The organism is Kribbella sp. NPDC056951, from assembly GCF_042674205.1.
GTDB classification, from domain to species: domain Bacteria; phylum Actinomycetota; class Actinomycetes; order Propionibacteriales; family Kribbellaceae; genus Kribbella; species Kribbella yunnanensis.
On the sequence record NZ_JBHUQZ010000010.1, the window covers coordinates 201649 to 217326 of the forward strand.

The window sequence follows — 15678 nt, forward strand, 5'->3', positions numbered from 1 at the left end:
GGAGAAGCTGGGAGCGGTTGCAGAACCGGGCGGAAGCTGCAGCCAGACGTGGCGCCATGCTCCCCAGGCAACGGTGCCGTGTCAAGACTCAAACAGGGGGTTCACAAACGTTCAGCCATCGCTTACCTTCTGCTGGAAGCGCTCCCAGCTTCTTCCAGTCGAGGAGAGTCAAGGATGTCGGCAAAGTGGTGGGCAGCAGCAGCGGCGATCGGCCTGGTGGCGGTGGCCGGATGTGGAGGCTCGGGGAACGACGAGGCGGCCGACGGCACGATCACGCTGACCGTGAAGACGTTCAGTGAGTTCGGCTACGAGGACCTCTACAAGCAGTACGAGGACTCGCACCCGGGGATCAAGATCAAGGCCGACAACATCGCCAAGCTCGCGGACTACACGCCGAAGCTGCAGCAGTGGCTGACCGCCGGTAGCGGCGCGGGTGACGTGGTCGCGCTGGAGGAGGGCATCCTGGTCAAGCTGATGGCCAAGCCCGACCAGTTCGTCAACCTGCTCGACCACGGTGCCGGCAGCCTGAAGGGCAACTTCCTGGACTGGAAGTGGAACCAGGCGCTCACCACGGACGGCTCGAAACTCATCGGTCTCGGGACCGATATCGGTGCCCAGGGCATGTGTTTCCGCAGCGACCTGTTCGCCAAGGCCGGGTTGCCGACCGACCGGGAGAAGGTCGGGGCTTTGTGGCCGACCTGGGACCAGTACCTTGCCACCGGCAAGAAGTTCGCCGGTGCGAACACAGGCGCCAGCTTCTTCGACACCTCGGGTGCGATCTACCAGAACATCCTCATGCAGCAGGGCGATACGACGTACTTCGATCGCAGTAACAAGCTGATCGTCGACAGCAACCCCGGCGTCCGCAAGGCGTGGGACCAGACCGTGCAGATGGTCGACGCCGGGCTGTCCGGCAAGCTGCAGATGTGGAGCCCGGCCTGGAACGCCGGTTTCAAGAAGGGCACGTTCGCGACCATCCCGTGCCCGGCGTGGATGCTCGGCATCATCCAGGACCAGGCCGGTCCGGAGAACGCCGGCAAGTGGGACGTCGCCCGGGTACCGGGGGAGGGGGCGGTCCGCGGTGGCTCGTTCCTCGCCGTACCGGCGCAGAGCAAGCACCAGAAGGAGGCCGCCGAGCTGGCGAAGTTCCTGACCAGCCCGGAGGGGCAGACCGCCGCCTTCAAGGCGAAGAACAACTTCCCGTCCGCGCCGAAGGCGATCGACGACCCGGCCGTGGCCGGGGCGAAGAGTGAGTACTTCAACAACGCGCCGGTCGGCAAGATCTTCGGTCAGTCCGCCAAGGAGCTGAAGCCGGTCTACCTCGGCCCGGAGAACCAGCAGGTCGGTGACGCGATCGGCGATGCGCTGACCGCGATCGAGCAGGGCAAGCTCAAGCCCGAGGAGGCCTGGTCGAAGGCGCTCTCCGACTCTCAGCGGGCCGTCGGCAAGTGAATCGGCTGAGTCGCTGGAACCGCTTCGATCTGCACGGATCGCCGTACGTCTTCATCGCGCCGTTCTTCCTGCTCTTCACCGTCTTCGGTCTCTTCCCGCTGCTCTACACCGCGTGGGTGTCGTTGCGGTCCTGGGATCTGACCGGAGACGCCGGGTTCGTCGGGCTGGACAACTACACCCGCCTGCTCGGCGACCCGGACTTCTGGAACGCGCTCGTCAACACCCTTGGGCTGCTCGTCCTCGCGACGGTTCCGCAGTTGATCCTCGCGCTGATCGTGGCAGCCCTGCTCAACCGGCCGTTGCGAGCACTGCTCTTGTTTCGGCTCGGTGTTCTCGCACCGATCGTCACGTCGGTCGCCGCGGTGGCGATCGTCTTCGGTCAGCTCTACGGCCGCGACACCGGTTTGGTGAACGGCGTCCTCGGGCTCTTCGGTGTGGACGCGATCGACTGGCAGGCCAGCAAGGCAACGTCGTGGATCGCGGTCTCGAGCATGGTCAACTGGCGCTGGACGGGGTACAACGCGTTGATCTACCTGGCGGCGATGCAGGCGATCCCGCGTGATCTCTACGAGGCTGCGCAGATCGACGGTGCCGGCGTGGTCCAGCAGTTCCGCAAGATCACGGTGCCGCTGATCCGGCCGGCGCTCATCTTCACCGTGGTGATGTCGATCATCGGTGGGATGCAGTTGTTCACCGAGCCGCTGCTGTTCGGGCAAGGTGATGTATCCGGTGGCAGTCTGCGGCAGTTCCAGACGATCGCGATGTACATGTTCGAGCAGAGCTTCCAGAACTTCGACTACGGGTACGGCTCCGCGGTCGCCTGGATGATCTTCCTGCTCACCGTGCTCGTCGGCGTCGTCAACCTGCTGATCGGCCGCCGGATCCGGGGAGGCACGCAATGAGACAACCCCGCAACACACTCGTCTACCTGACCCTGCTGGTCAGCCTCGTGCTGTCGGTGTTCCCGCTGTATTGGCTGTTCGTGGTGGCGACCCGCTCGAACGATGTGGTCGGCCAGTTCCCGCCGCCGCTCGTCCCGGGTGGCAACCTCGGCGACAACATCCAGCGGCTCTTCGGTCCGGAGGCGGAGGAGGCGCACTTCGCGCGCGGTCTGCTCAACTCCGCGATCGCGTCGGTCTGCGTCACGATCTCGGTGGTGTTCTTCTCCTCGCTGGCCGGGTTCGCGTTCGCCAAACTGCGGTTCCGCGGCCGCAACGCACTGCTGATCTCGGTGCTGGCCACGATGATGGTTCCGGTGCAGATGGGGATCGTCCCGCTCTACATGGTGATGGTGAAACTCGGCTGGCAGAACCACCTGCAGGCGGTCATCGTCCCGTTTCTGGTGTCGGCGTTCGGCGTGTTCCTGATGCGCCAGTACGCCGAACGCGCCGTACCGGACGAGTTGATCGAAGCAGCCCGCCTGGACGGCTGTACGACGTTCGGGCTGTTCGTCCGGGTGGTGTCGCCGGCGTTGCGGCCGGGCGCCGCCGTACTGGGGCTGTTCACGTTCATGGGGACCTGGAACGAGTTTCTCTGGCCGCTGGCGGTGCTGGAGGCGGACAATCCGACCGTCCAGTTCTCGCTCAGTCAGCTGGCCTCGCAGTACTACACGGACTACACGCTCATGTTCACCGGCACGCTGATCGCGACCGTGCCACTGCTGCTGGTCTTCATCCTGTTCGGCCGGCAGCTGATCAGCGGCATCATGGACGGGGCTGTCCGGTCCTGATGCCCTAATCTCAAATGCACTGAGCCTCTCTATCCACTCTCATGTTAAGGACCACCAGGTGACAGACCCGCACAAACGCCAAGTGACGCTCGACGAAGTCGCCGAGCGGGCCGGTGTGTCGCGGTCGGCCGCGTCCCGGGTGATCAACAACGCGCCGCATGTCAGCAAGGCCAAGCGGGACGCGGTGCACCGGGCGGTCAGCGATCTCGGATACGTGCCGAACGCAACGGCCCGCGCACTGGCCACTCAGCAGGTCGGGGCTGTCGTGCTGGCGATCTCGAGCGACAACCCGCAGGTGTTCACCGACCCGTTCTTCGCCGACGTCGCGGTCGGGGTGAACTCGGTGCTCGAGGAGACCGATCTCGAGCTGATCCTGCAGCTCGCGACCTCCACGCGCGGGCAGACCCGGCTCGAACAGGTGCTGCGGACCCGGCAGGCCGACGGCGTGATGCTGATGTCGATGCACGGTGACGATCCGCTCGCGCAGATCGCCGAGAAGTCCGACGTACCGGTCGTCTTCGGTGGTACCCCGGTGAACTTCGAACCCCGGTACTACGTCGATGCCGACAACCGCGGTGGGGCCCGGCTGGCCACCGAGCACCTGGTCACGACCGGGCGCACGCGCATCGCCACCATCACCGGACGAATGGACGAGGGCGCCGGCACCGCGCGGTACAAGGGTTATCAGGAAGCACTCGCGGTGGCCGGCCTGGACGCGAGCCGCGTCGTGTACGGCGACTTCAGCGAGGAAGGCGGTGGCCACGCCATGGAGCAGTTGCTGGCCGAGCACCCGGACCTCGACGCGGTCTTCGTCGCCTCGGATCAGATGGCGATCGGCGCGATGCGGGTGCTGAAGGATGCCGGGCGGACGATCCCGGGTGACGTCGCGGTCGTCGGCTTCAACGATGTCGTGCTCGCGCGGCACACCGAACCGCCGTTGAGCACGGTCAGTCAGCCGATCCAGTCGCTCGGCCGCGAGATGGCGCGGATGCTGCTCGCGCTGATCGCGGGGGAGTCCCCGACGCCGTTGATCCTGCCGACGCGACTCGTGGTGCGGGCGTCCAGCTGACAGACGCACGAAGGGCACGGACCCTGAGATCCGTGCCCTTCAAGTGGTGCGGCCGCTGTTTGCTACCACCGGGGGTGTCCCGACACCCGGTGGCCCAGCGGCCACGGCCCCTCCACCCTTGTGGAATGTCTGATGCTCACTCTGCCGGAAAAGTTCGATGTTTGTCTGTGCCCTTTAAGGCTTTCTTCTCAAGTTCTCAGCAAGCACTCAGACGACCTGGTGCAGCCAGCGAACCGGAGCGCCGTCTCCGGCGTACCGGAAGGGTTCGAGCTCGTCATCCCACGGCCGGCCGAGCAAACGCTCGACCTCCTCGGTCAGGTCGGCCTCACCGGTCGCAGCCTTCAGCATCGCTGCCTTCAGCCGCTCCTCCGGCACCATGATGTCGCCGTGCACCCCGGTGGTCGCGTGGAAGATCCCGAGCGTCGGCGTGAACGAATAACGCTCGCCCTCGACGCCGTTCGTCGGTTCCTCGGTCACCTCGAAGCGCAGCTTCTGCCAACCGCGCAGAGCAGACGCCAGCTTTGCCGCCGTACCGGCCTCGGCCTGCCACGACAGCTCAGCCCGATACGTGCCCTGTGCTGCGGGCTGCGGCGTCCAGTCGAGTTTCACAGGCACGCCAAGTACGCCGCCTGCGGCCCACTCGACATGCGGACACAACGCTGACGGCACCGTGTGGACGTACAAAACGCCACGAGTCGTCGCCACCGGGACCTCCTGTGTTCGAGGGGCGCCTTCCCCAGCGATCTCGAGCACAACTCCGGCCATCCCAGCAGATGACTGGGTCCATCTTGCACCACGACCCCCACGAACACCAGTAACCTCGCCGTGTCAACCACATCACGGCCGTGTCGTGACATCACGCCCGCACCTTTGGCAGGTGCGGGCGTGCTGAGGGGTGGGTCAGACGGTCTTGAAGGCGATCGCGGCGTTGTGGCCGCCGAAGCCGAACGAGTTGTTCAGTGCGGCCAGGTCGCCGTCGGCCAGCTCGCGCTGTTCGGTGGCGATGTCCAGCTCGATCTGGTCGTCGAGCTTGTCGAGGTTGATCGTCGGCGGTACGACGCGGTGGTGCAGCGCGAGCACGGTGGCGATCGACTCGACTGCGCCGGCCGCGCCGAGCAGGTGGCCGATCATCGACTTCGGTGCCGTGGCGATCGCGTTGTCGGTGGCGCTGCCGAGCGCGAGCCGGATCGCCAGCGACTCGGCGATGTCGCCCTGCGGGGTCGACGTGGCGTGCGCGTTGATGTGCTTGATGTCGGTCGGGCTGAGGTCTCCCTCGGCCAGCGCCCGCTCCATCGCCCGGCGGGCGCCGGAACCGGTCGGGTCGGGCTGGGCGATGTCGTGACCGTCGGCGGAGATGCCGGCACCGGCGACCTCGGCGTAGATCTTCGCGCCGCGCGCGACCGCGTGCTCGTAGGACTCCAGCACAAGTACGCCGGCGCCCTCACCAAGCAGGAAGCCGTCGCGGTCGGCGTCCCACGGCCGGGAGGCGCGCTCGGGCTCGTCGTTGCGCTTGCTGAGCGCCATCATCTGGCCGAACGCGGCGAGCGGCAGCGGCATGATCGTGCCCTCGGTGCCACCCGCCAGTACGACGTCCGCGCGGCCGAGGCGGATCTGATCCAGGCCGAGGGCGATCGCTTCGTTGCCGGAGGCACAGGCCGAGACCGGGGTGTGCACACCGGCCTTGGCGCCGAACTCGAGGCCGACGTACGCGGCGGAGGAGTTCGGCATCAGCATCGGGATGGCCAACGGAGAGACGCGGCGCGGGTTCTTCAGCAGCGCGTCGTAGTTGGACAGGGTGGTGTGCAGGCCACCGATGCCGGTGGCAACGGCCACACCGAGGCGCTCCTTGTCGAGCCCGGAGTCCTCCAGGCCGGCGTCGGCCCAGGCCTCACGAGCGGCCACCACGGCCAGCTGCGCATTGCGGTCGAGGCGGCGGGCCTTCACGCGCTCGATGACCTCGGTCGGCTCGACGGCCACCGGGGCGGCGATCTGGACGGCCAGGTTCTGCACCCAGTCGTCGGTCAGCCGGCGTGCGCCGGAACGTCCGGCCAGCAGGCCTTCCCAGGAGCTGGCCACATCGCCGCCGAGCGGGGTGGTGGCTCCGAGCCCGGTGATCACGACTCGGGTCTTCGACATCTGTACCTCATCCTTCACGAGATCTGGGGGAGTTTTGGGAGGGCCGGCCGGTGGTGCTCATCGGTTCTGAGCCCGACGAGCACCGGCCAGCACGGGAACGGCCTGGATCAGCCGTTCAGGCCACGCTCGATGAACGCGACGGCGTCGCCGACGGTCTTCAGGTTCTTGACCTCGTCGTCGGGGATCTTCACGTCGAACTTCTCCTCGGCGGCCACGACGACCTCCACCATGGAGAGCGAGTCGACGTCGAGGTCGTCGGTGAAGGACTTGTCCAGCTGGACGTCCTCGACCGGGATACCGGCGATCTCGTTCACGATCTCGGCGAGGTCGGAACGGATCTCTTCGGTGCTGGCCATTGCGGTGTTCCCTTCGAATGAATTTGATTCAGCCGGTGCGGCCACCTGAGCCGCCCCGGACAACTATGTCCGACTACCAGTGCAGCCGGCTGGCTAGGGCAGTCGAATGACCTGGGCGGCGTACACGAGGCCGGCGCCGAAGCCGATGACGAGGGCGAGGTCGCCGCTCTTGGCTTCGCCGGACTCGCGCATCGCGGTGATCGCGAGCGGGATCGACGCGGCGGACGTGTTGCCCTGCCGTTCGATGTCGCGGGCAACCTTCACGTGCTCGGGCAGTTTGAGGGCGCGGCGCATCGCGTCGGTGATCCGCATGTTCGCCTGGTGCGGCACGAACAGGTCGAGCTCGTCGGCCGCGACGCCGGCCACGTCGAGCGCCTGCTGGGCGGTCTTGGCCATCTCGAACGACGCCCAGCGGAAGACCGGGTTGCCTTCCATCGTGAGGTGCGGCCAGTTCTGGGTGCCGGCCGCCTCCTGCCAGGATTCCTTCTGACTGATCACCGCGTGCTGGGTGCCGTCGGAACCCCACACCACCGGACCGATGCCCGGCTCGTCCGCCGGGCCGACCACGGCCGCACCCGCGCCGTCGGCGAAGATGAACGCCGTACCGCGGTCGTTGCGGTCGGTGAGGTCGCTGAGGCGCTCGACGCCGATCGCCAGCACGTACTTGGCGCTGCCGCCGCGGACCATGTCACTGGCCAGCGCGAGGCCGTAGCAGAACCCGGCGCACGCCGCGGAGACGTCGAACGCCGCCGCCGTCGGGGCGCCCACCTCGACGGCGATCCGGGTCGCGATCGCGGGCGTCTGGTAGAGGTGCGTGACAGTGGAGACCACGACACAGCCGATCTGGGCCGGATCGATCCCGGACTCCTTCAGCGCGTCCGTGGCCGCCTCGACCGACATCATCAGCACGGTCTCGTCGTCGGAGGCCCAGCGGCGCTCCTTGATCCCGGACCGGGTCTGGATCCACTCGTCACTGGAGTCGATCTGATCGACGATCTCCGAGTTCGGCACGACCCGCCGCGGCCGGTACGACCCGATCCCCAGAACCGCGGCGTACTGCGAGCCGGTCGGTGAAGTGATTGCAGTCATGCGGTGCCTCCGTGCTTTGCGACGAATGCGCGGGCGTCGTCGAGCTGGTCCGGCGTCTTCAGGGCGAAGGTCTCGACGCCCTTCAGGTTGCGCTTGGCGATCCCGACCAGCGTGCCGGCCGGCGGCAGCTCGAGGATGCCGGTGACACCGAGGTCGGTGAAGGTCTGCATGCACAGGTCCCAGCGGACGGGGGAGTTCACCTGGGCGACGATCCGCTGCAGCGCGTCCTGGCCGTCGGTGACGACCTGGCCGTCGCGGTTGGAGAGCAGCTTGGTGGTCGGCTCGCCGGTCCCGATCGCCGTCGCGTACTTCGCGAGGGTCTGGACGGCCGGCTCCATGTGCTTGGTGTGGAACGCGCCGGCCACCGACAGCGGGATCAGCCGCGACTTCGCGGGCGGGTCCTCGGCGAACGCGGCGAGCTCCTCGACCGTGCCGGCCGCGACGATCTGGCCGGGGCCGTTGTCGTTGGCGGGCGTCAGCCCGTACTCCGCGAGCTTCGCGAGCACCTCGTCGCGGTCACCACCGAGGACGGCGGTCATCGAGGTCGCGGTCAGCGCGGCCGCACCGGCCATCGCCTTCCCGCGCTCGCGGACCAGCACCATTGCCTGCTCGACGGTCAACGCACCGGCCAGCGCGGCAGCGGCGAGCTCACCGACACTGTGACCGGCGAGCGCACCGACCTGCGCGGGGTCCGTGAACAGGGCCGGCGCCGTGGCCAGCCCGGCCGCGACCAGCAGCGGCTGCGCGATCGCGGTGTCGCGGATGGTGTCGGCATCCGCCTGGGTGCCGTAGTGGGCGAGGTCGAGACCGGCGACCGCGGAGAGCCAGTTGAGCCGGCTCTCGAACGCGGGATCGGCGAGCCACGGCTCGAGGAAACCTGGGGTCTGGGCACCCTGACCGGGCGCGACGATGACGAGCACGTGACTACTCTCCCTGTTCCAAGCCGTTCGCGGGCCGGAAAGCAGCACGAATTCTGACCGGCCCTGTTTGTGGAGATCCTACAAAATGGGGTTTCCCGGTTCCGGATTGAGCAGGCGGCCGAGGGCGAGTGCGACACGCAAGGTGAAAGCGTCGCGGGGATTCAGCGGCTGGTAGCCCGTGAGATCGGCCACACGCTTCAACCGGTACCGGACGGTATTGGCGTGGATGAACATCGCCCGGGCCGTCGCCTCGATCGAACCACCGGAGTCCAGGTACGCCGAAACGGTGTCGAGCAGCACACCTTCGCCCACTGTGAGCGGGCCGTAGACCTCATTCGCCAGTTGCCGACGGGCATGACCGTCTCCGGAGAGTGACCGTTCGGGGAGCAGTTCGTCGGCCTGGACCGGCCGTGGAGCCGCGGGCCAAGCCGGTACGGCGCGGAGTCCGGCGACCGCCGCCCGAGCCGACGTCACGGCCGCCATCAGGTCTTTCACCACCGGTCCGACCACGATCGGGCCGGGTCCGAACCAGTGGGCGAGCCTTTGTACGATCTCCACAGGTTTGCTGGTACCGCCGAGCACCACCACCAGCCGATCGCCCTGGATCGCGCACAGAGCGTCAGCACCCGCCTCACGAGCGGCGTGCCGGACGGCGTCGGCCACGTTCGCGTTGCCCTCAGCCGCCGGTGCGCGGCCGACGACCACGGCGACTTCGGCGGATCCCGTCGTACCGGCGGCTCCGGTCCAGCCCAGGGCGGACGCGCGCGAGCGAACCGAATCGTCGGCCTCGCCGCGGATCACCGAGTCCACCACCAGCGCTTCCAGCCGGGCATCCCAGGCGCCACGCATCTCGGCGGCCTGCGCGTAGACGGTCGCGGCCGCGAACGCGACCTCGCGCGCATACCGCTGCATCGCCTCCCGCACCGCCGGTACGTCGTCGGCCGGCAACAGGTCGTCGAACGCCGTCTCCATCATCTCGATCGTCGTCCGAACCAGATCGACCGTCTGGTGCAGCGAGATCACCCGGGTGAACTCGCGCGGCGCCGACCCGAAGATCCGCGTCGGCATCGACGAGTGCTCCTCAGGATCCCGGAACCAGTCGACGAACGCGGTGATCCCCGACTGCGCCACCAGCCCGATCCACGACCGATCCTGCGCCGACAACCCCCGGAACCACGGCAGCTTCTCCTCCATAGCCGCCGTAGCCGCAGTAGCCAGCGCCCCCGTCTGCCCCTGCAGCCGATCAGCCCGCGCCAGATGCGCCTTGGTATCCCGCTTAGCCACACCCCGACAATACGGTCCTCCTACGCAATGATGGGGGGATGACGGACAAGGCTGGGGTGGATGCTGCCGTTGAGGCGTTGCGGGCTATTGGGTATTACCTGGAGCGGGATCGGCAGCCTACGCATCGGGTGAAGGCTTATCGGCGGGCGGCGGACACCATCGAGGCGCTGCCGGCGGCGGAGGTGCGGGCGCGGCGGCGGGCCGGGACGCTGACCGAGTTGCCGGGGATCGGGCCGAAGACCGAGGCGGTGATCCTGGAGGCGATGGACGGCGCCACGCCGTCGTACCTGACCAAGCTGGAGGGGTCGGCCGGTGAGCTGACCGACGAGGGTACGGCGATGCGCGCGGCACTGCAGGCCGATCTGCATCTGCATTCGGAGTGGTCCGACGGCGGCAGCCCGATCGAGGAGATGGCCCGTACGGCGCATCGTCTCGGGCACAAGTACATGGCGCTCACCGATCATTCGCCACGCCTCACGGTCGCGAACGGGTTGTCGCGGGAACGCCGGCTGCAGCAGCTCGAGGTGGTTGCCGAGCTCAACAAGAAGTTGTCCAAGGAGCTCGACGGGTTCACCATCCTGAACGGGATCGAGGTCGACATCCTCGACGACGGTTCGCTCGACTGCGACTCCGAGATCCTCGCCCGCCTCGACCTCGTCGTGGCCAGCGTGCACTCGAAACTCCGGATCGCGTCCGAGCCGATGACCGAGCGGATGGTTCGCGCGGTCGCCAACCCGCATGTCGACGTACTGGGGCATTGCACCGGCCGGTTGATCACCGGTGACCGCGGTACCCGGCCCGAGTCCGAGTTCGACGCCGAGGTTGTCTTCGAGGCCTGCCGCCAGTTCGGTACCGCGGTCGAGATCAACTCCCGCCCCGAACGCCTCGACCCGCCGAAACGCCTGCTCGCCCTGGCCGCCGAGATGGACTGCGTGTTCAGCATCGATACCGACGCGCACGCACCCGGTCAGCTCGACTGGCAGGTCTACGGCTGCGAACGCGCCGAAGCCTGCGACATCACCCCGGAACGCGTCATCAACACCTGGGACCGCGACGAACTGCTGGCCTGGACCGCCCAGTGACCTACCTGCTTCCCGACCTGCCCACGTCGGGCGGGTGCACTGTCACCCCACTGATCGACGGCGCCGAACACTCGGCCGCGATCCGCGAGGCACTGGAATCCGTCGGCCCGGGCGGGTTCGTGTACCTGACCGGCTGGTGGCTCGGCCTCGGCCGCGGTGGCTTCGAACTCCTTCCGAACGGCGATGCCCGGCTGACCGACGCGCCGCCGTACTGCGTTGATCCGTGGCCGAACGGCGAGCCTTTCGTCGACCCGGCCAACAAGGAGTCCGCGCTGGTGAAGTTGCTGGCGGCAAAGATCGCCGCCGGGGCCGAAGTCCGCGCACTCGGCTGGGTGTCGGCCTCGGCCGTGCGCCACCCGCGGGTGACCAAGCTCAGTGGCGCGGCGCACGTGACGGCGATCAACACCCTCACCCTTCGCTCGCTCCGTGAGCTGCGCGCGGTGGGTGCAGAGGCGCTGCCGAGCACGATCGGCCACCTGGCCGGTTCGAGTCACAGCAAGCTGGTGCTGATCTCGGACGGCCGGAACACCGTCGGGTTCACCGGCGGCCTCGACCTCGAGCTGAGCCGCTGGTCGCGTCCGGAACATCTCGGCCAGCAGATCTGGCATGACATAGTCGCTCGCGTCGAGGGCCCAGCAGTCCAAGGCTTCTACGACCACTTCCGCACCCTGTGGGAAGCCAGCCGCTCAGGCCAGCCGCAGAACCTCCCGCTCGACAACGACCGGTTCGTGTCGATCCCATCCGGTACGACGTCGCTCCCGCCGCGCGCCGTCCCGGTCCGCGCGCCCGACGGAACGCAGTCCGTGCAGAACCTCCGCACCCTGCCGTCGACCAAGTACCCGTGGTACGTCCCGACCCGCCCCAAGCCGTTGCCCGAGGCAAACGTCTTCGAGTACCGCGATGCGCTACGGCACGCGATCGGACAAGCGGAAAAGTACGTCTATCTCGAGGACCCACTGATGTGGTCCGGCGAGGTGATGACCTGGGTCCGCGACGCCGTACGCCGGTCCCCGGACCTGCGCGTGATCCTGCTGACCGCCGGTGTCGACGACCCGAACGACCCGCCCCTCCCGCATCCGGAGTACTTCTGCCAGGCGGTCAACCACGCGCTCCTGGCCGGCCTTGACGACACCGAGCGGGCGCGCATCTCGGCGTACCGGCGTCGTGGTGTCGTCGTCCACGCCAAGACCGTGCTCGTCGACGACGAGTGGGCCTGCATCGGTTCCTGCAATCTCGCCCAGCGATCGCTCTACACCGACATCGAGCACGGCATCGCCTTCACCGGCGACATCCCGTCGTACCGCGAGAAGCTCTGGAGCCACCACCTCGGTACGACGCCCGCCGGGCCCCTGCCGACCTGGCTCGACGCCTGGCCAACCGCCGAGCCGCTCGACCCGATCGCGCTACCGGTCGAGGAGGTCCCGTTCAGTGCCCGGCAGCGCCGGCGCTATCAGGACTTTCATGATCCGGATTCCCGGGAGTGGCAGGTCCGGATTCTTTGACCAGCCAGTCGACGTAATCGACGTGGCGGAAGCGGTAGCTCGCCCCCGACTGTTGCAGGATGCCGCGGCGGCGCGCGTCCTCGAGGAACGTGAGCAGCCGCCAAGGAAGGTCCACCGGGGTGTGCGAGCGCCACAGCAGCTTGGCCAGGAAGAAGCGGAACCACGCGACCGCTCCGGCTGAAGGATCGACGTCCTCGGACTTGAACAGCAGATGCACCACTGCCCAGGGCAGGCCGTTGAACATCCCGCCGGACAGACCGGCGAAAATGCCGAGGGAGAGCGCCAGCACCGGTCCGGACAGAATCCAGCAGGCAATCGCGCAGGCGAGACCGTAGGCGATGAAGTACGCGAGCACGAACATGCGCTCGCGCTTCAGGACGCCGGCCGGGCTGACCGCGTCCTCGACCTTGACCGTGCTCGTGAGGCCGTAGACGATGCCGAGCGGCAGGCCGAACCCGGCCAGCGCCCAGACCGCGGACAGGTCGTGCTGCAGGACGAACACCGCCCCACCGCCGACCAATCCGACCAGCAGCCCGCCTGCGAGCCCGACCACGAAACGACCTCCGAAGCGGAACTCGACCGTGGTCGGCTTGAGCCGCGAGTGCGCCGCACTCACCCCGATGACCGTGCCGACCGCGACCCCGAAGAAGAGTCCGATCTCCGGGCTGAACAGGTAACCGACTCCGATTCCGACGCCGACACCGGTGGTCAGCAGTGCGGTGAGCGCGGCCAGCCGGCCGACGACCGGCTCAGCGGCGTCCGCGAGGCGCCACCAGGAGATCAGGTCGTCCGCAGTCTCGCCGGAAGTCTTCGTCCGGCGCCGCCGGTCGACATCGCGGGCGAGGTAGGTGATCCAGCGCGTGACGGCCTGCACATCCCAGGTCCGGGCATTCGGTCCCCACCGCGGGTGCTTGGTGAACCGGGCCGGGATCAGGGCTTTGAAGACCTTCTCCTTGATCTGCTTCGCGGTCACCCCCTGCCCGGTCAGGGCGCCCGGATTGCCTGCGAAGGTGACCGAGGCGAGCCACACCATCAGCGGGGTCGACAAGGCGTCGGCGAGCGGCTTGTGCTCGCGCAGTTCGGCCGCCCAGGCCTCGGGCGCGCTGTCCCGGACATCGCGCAGATACTTGACGATGTCGTCGACGAGCAGTGGCTGGATCTCGACCACCGCGGTCCCGGCCACGCCGAGTCGGCCGTGCCTGCCGCGCACGGCGTCGCCGTACTCCTCCGGCCGGCTGGTCAGCACGAACTGGAACTCCCGGTCATGCTCCGACAGCAGTTCCAGCGCTGTGACCCGCCGCGGCGCGGGCATCTCGTCCAGACCGTCGAACATCGGCAGGACGCGTTCACGGACCAGCCGGATCAGATCGGCGCGGCGGTCGTCCTTCTTCCGGCCGCGCGAGAACTTCAGGCCGGAATAGGTGTCGAGCAGGAAGTCGGCCAGGAAGTCGTCGACGTCCTTGCGGACGTCCCAGGCCGATAGCGGGACGAGCACCGGAACCCGGCCGCCGATCCTGTCCGGTGCCTTGAGCAGCTGCTGCATGAGCTCCAGCAGCAGGCCGCTCTTGCCCGCACCACCTTCGCCGAGAATCACCCAGCGACGCCGCCGCAGGCGCAGGAACTGCTCGGTGACGTCGTCCCAGTCTCCGGCCAGCGAGCTGCGCATGACCTTGCGTCCGTCGCTGTCCATCAGATCCACGGCCGCTGCCGACCAGCGCACCGGCAGGTGTTCCTCGTTCAGCTGGTTCGCCTTCCGGTCGCCGTTGTTCTGGCCGTCCAGGCGTCCCCTGAGTTGTTCGGTGAGCGAATCGACGTCGGAGGTCGCCGGAGTGCCTGGGGTCAGCCAGAAGCCGGCGATCGCGAACCCGATAGTGGCGACCAGGCCCAGGATGTCGACGATCGGACTGGCCGTCAGCTCGCGCAGAACCAGCACGCCGGCCGCCATCAGCACCGCGCACAGGAAAGCCCCCAGAACTTTTCGTGCCATGTGTGATTGTCCAATAACTCATGGTCACCACGCCACTCGGGCATGTCGGCGTACATTTTCTGCATGAGCGACTTGGAGAAGAATCCGGCCGAGGTCGTTTGCACCGGGTCGGAGCAGGGGCCCGTGTTCGAGTTGCTGGAGCCGCGTGAGGTCGTCCTGGGCCGGTCGACCAAGGTGCGGCGGTTGCTGCCGAACAAGAACCGCCGGATGGTCGGCGCCTGGTGCTTCGTCGACCACTACGGGCCGGACGACCTGGATCGGCGAGTCGATTCGTACGACGCGCCGGGGGAGCGCGGCATGCTCGTGCCGCCGCACCCGCACACGAGTCTGCAGACGGTGAGCTGGTTGTTCGAGGGCGAGATCGAGCACCGTGACAGCGTCGGTTCGCACGCGTTTGTCCGCCCTGGCGAGCTCAACATCATGACCGCCGGCAACGGCATCGCGCACTCCGAGGTCTCCACCCCCGACGCGCCGCCCCGGCTTCACGGCGCGCAACTCTGGGTCGCCCTCCCGGACTCCGTCCGCACGACAACCCCACCGGCCTTCAACGCGTACGCCGACCTTCCGCAACTCGACCTCGACGGCGCCCACCTCACCGTCATGATCGGCACCGTCGCCGGCGCGACCTCCCCGGCCCCCGCGTTCACCCCACTCGTCGGCGCCGACATCACCATCCAGCCCGGCCGAACCCTCCCGCTCCCACTAACACCTTCCAACGAGTACGCCGTACTGGTCGTCGAAGGTTCAGTCACCGTCGGACACCTCACCGCGGGATTCGGTGAGCTGGCCTACCTCGGCGCCGGCCGCGACACCGTCGACTTGGTTGCCTCCGACAACGGCGTACGCCTGCTCCTGCTCGGCGGCGAACCCTTCACCGAAGAACTCGTCATGTGGTGGAACTTCATCGGCCGCACCCACGAAGACATCGTCGAAGCCCGCGACGCCTGGCAGTCCGCCATCACCACCACCGGCAACGCCCGCTTTCCCGAAGTCCCCGGGTACGACGGCGACCCGCTGCCGGCCCCGCCGCTTCCCGGTACCACCCTCAAGCCCAGGCCGCGGGCGAGGTAGG

14 protein-coding genes are annotated in these 15678 nt (G+C 67.9%); 7 read left to right on the forward strand and 7 right to left on the reverse strand.

Features of this window, described 5'->3' with window-relative positions:
- Positions 1–174 precede the first annotated feature (174 nt).
- From ACFTSF_RS31935 to ACFTSF_RS31950, 4 genes are read left to right on the forward strand one after another with little or no spacing between them, the layout of a single operon-like run.
- Positions 175–1452: an extracellular solute-binding protein gene (locus ACFTSF_RS31935; RefSeq protein WP_380158134.1), complete on the forward strand. Its 1278-nt coding sequence runs from the start codon at positions 175–177 to the stop codon at positions 1450–1452.
- Positions 1449–2354: a carbohydrate ABC transporter permease gene (locus tag ACFTSF_RS31940; protein ID WP_380158136.1), complete on the forward strand. Its 906-nt coding sequence runs from the start codon at positions 1449–1451 to the stop codon at positions 2352–2354. The genes ACFTSF_RS31935 and ACFTSF_RS31940 overlap by 4 nt, the downstream gene beginning before the upstream one ends.
- Positions 2351–3181 carry a carbohydrate ABC transporter permease gene (locus ACFTSF_RS31945; RefSeq protein WP_380158138.1) on the forward strand — a complete coding sequence of 277 codons (831 nt, stop codon included), beginning with the start codon at positions 2351–2353 and terminating at the stop codon, positions 3179–3181. Before ACFTSF_RS31940 ends, ACFTSF_RS31945 begins: the two co-directional genes overlap by 4 nt.
- Positions 3182–3239: 58 nt before the next feature.
- Complete coding sequence (locus tag ACFTSF_RS31950) at positions 3240–4250, forward strand: LacI family DNA-binding transcriptional regulator (protein ID WP_380158140.1); 1011 nt, start codon at positions 3240–3242, stop codon at positions 4248–4250.
- 207 nt (positions 4251–4457) lie between these two features.
- Here the strand turns inward: ACFTSF_RS31950 and ACFTSF_RS31955 are convergent, their stop codons facing one another.
- The 6 genes from ACFTSF_RS31955 to ACFTSF_RS31980 all read right to left on the reverse strand — a co-directional run bounded on the left by ACFTSF_RS31955 (position 4458) and on the right by ACFTSF_RS31980 (position 10035).
- Complete coding sequence (locus tag ACFTSF_RS31955; protein WP_132174216.1) at positions 4458–4955, reverse strand: DUF3145 domain-containing protein; 498 nt, start codon at positions 4953–4955, stop codon at positions 4458–4460.
- A gap of 195 nt (positions 4956–5150) precedes the next feature.
- Positions 5151–6386, reverse strand: coding sequence for a beta-ketoacyl-ACP synthase II (fabF, locus tag ACFTSF_RS31960; RefSeq protein WP_344152294.1), 1236 nt, complete (start codon positions 6384–6386; stop codon positions 5151–5153).
- Between the two features lie 107 nt (positions 6387–6493).
- On the reverse strand, positions 6494–6742 hold the full coding sequence (locus tag ACFTSF_RS31965) for an acyl carrier protein (protein ID WP_132170617.1): 249 nt from the start codon (positions 6740–6742) through the stop codon (positions 6494–6496).
- A 93-nt stretch (positions 6743–6835) separates the two neighbouring features.
- Positions 6836–7831, reverse strand: a complete 996-nt coding sequence (locus tag ACFTSF_RS31970; protein WP_380158142.1) for a beta-ketoacyl-ACP synthase III — start codon at positions 7829–7831, stop codon at positions 6836–6838.
- On the reverse strand, positions 7828–8751 hold the full coding sequence (locus ACFTSF_RS31975; RefSeq protein WP_344152282.1) for an ACP S-malonyltransferase: 924 nt from the start codon (positions 8749–8751) through the stop codon (positions 7828–7830). Before ACFTSF_RS31975 ends, ACFTSF_RS31970 begins: the two co-directional genes overlap by 4 nt.
- Before the next feature lie 78 nt (positions 8752–8829).
- Positions 8830–10035, reverse strand: a complete 1206-nt coding sequence (locus ACFTSF_RS31980; protein WP_380158145.1) for a PucR family transcriptional regulator — start codon at positions 10033–10035, stop codon at positions 8830–8832.
- A 38-nt stretch (positions 10036–10073) separates the two neighbouring features.
- Here ACFTSF_RS31980 and ACFTSF_RS31985 point away from each other — a divergent pair, with 38 nt between their 5' ends.
- Positions 10074–11117, forward strand: a complete 1044-nt coding sequence (locus ACFTSF_RS31985) for a PHP domain-containing protein (RefSeq protein WP_380158146.1) — start codon at positions 10074–10076, stop codon at positions 11115–11117.
- Entirely contained in the window at positions 11114–12619 is a 1506-nt protein-coding gene (locus ACFTSF_RS31990) for a phosphatidylserine/phosphatidylglycerophosphate/cardiolipin synthase family protein (protein WP_380158148.1), read from the forward strand. The genes ACFTSF_RS31985 and ACFTSF_RS31990 overlap by 4 nt, the downstream gene beginning before the upstream one ends.
- On the opposite strand, the gene ACFTSF_RS31995 is transcribed toward ACFTSF_RS31990, so the two are convergent.
- Entirely contained in the window at positions 12543–14606 is a 2064-nt protein-coding gene (locus ACFTSF_RS31995) for an NACHT domain-containing protein (RefSeq protein WP_380158150.1), read from the reverse strand. The two genes, ACFTSF_RS31990 and ACFTSF_RS31995, sit on opposite strands and share 77 nt — an antisense overlap.
- 63 nt (positions 14607–14669) lie before the next feature.
- On the opposite strand from ACFTSF_RS31995, the gene ACFTSF_RS32000 reads away from it, so the two are divergent.
- On the forward strand, positions 14670–15677 hold the full coding sequence (locus ACFTSF_RS32000) for a pirin family protein (protein WP_380158152.1): 1008 nt from the start codon (positions 14670–14672) through the stop codon (positions 15675–15677).
- Position 15678 lies beyond the last annotated feature (1 nt).

What these genes read in the sequence shown, in the direction of transcription:
- ACFTSF_RS31935 (WP_380158134.1), top strand. Translation starts at nt 175, where the DNA reads ATGTCGGCAAAGTGGTGGGCAGCAGCAGCGGCGATCGGCCTGGTGGCG.
- ACFTSF_RS31945 (WP_380158138.1), top strand. Translation starts at nt 2,351, where the DNA reads ATGAGACAACCCCGCAACACACTCGTCTACCTGACCCTGCTGGTCAGC.
- fabF (WP_344152294.1), bottom strand. Translation starts at nt 6,386, where the DNA reads ATGTCGAAGACCCGAGTCGTGATCACCGGGCTCGGAGCCACCACCCCG.
- ACFTSF_RS31965 (WP_132170617.1), bottom strand. Translation starts at nt 6,742, where the DNA reads ATGGCCAGCACCGAAGAGATCCGTTCCGACCTCGCCGAGATCGTGAAC.
- ACFTSF_RS31970 (WP_380158142.1), bottom strand. Translation starts at nt 7,831, where the DNA reads ATGACTGCAATCACTTCACCGACCGGCTCGCAGTACGCCGCGGTTCTG.
- ACFTSF_RS31985 (WP_380158146.1), top strand. Translation starts at nt 10,074, where the DNA reads ATGACGGACAAGGCTGGGGTGGATGCTGCCGTTGAGGCGTTGCGGGCT.
- ACFTSF_RS31995 (WP_380158150.1), bottom strand. Translation starts at nt 14,606, where the DNA reads ATGGCACGAAAAGTTCTGGGGGCTTTCCTGTGCGCGGTGCTGATGGCG.
- ACFTSF_RS32000 (WP_380158152.1), top strand. Translation starts at nt 14,670, where the DNA reads ATGAGCGACTTGGAGAAGAATCCGGCCGAGGTCGTTTGCACCGGGTCG.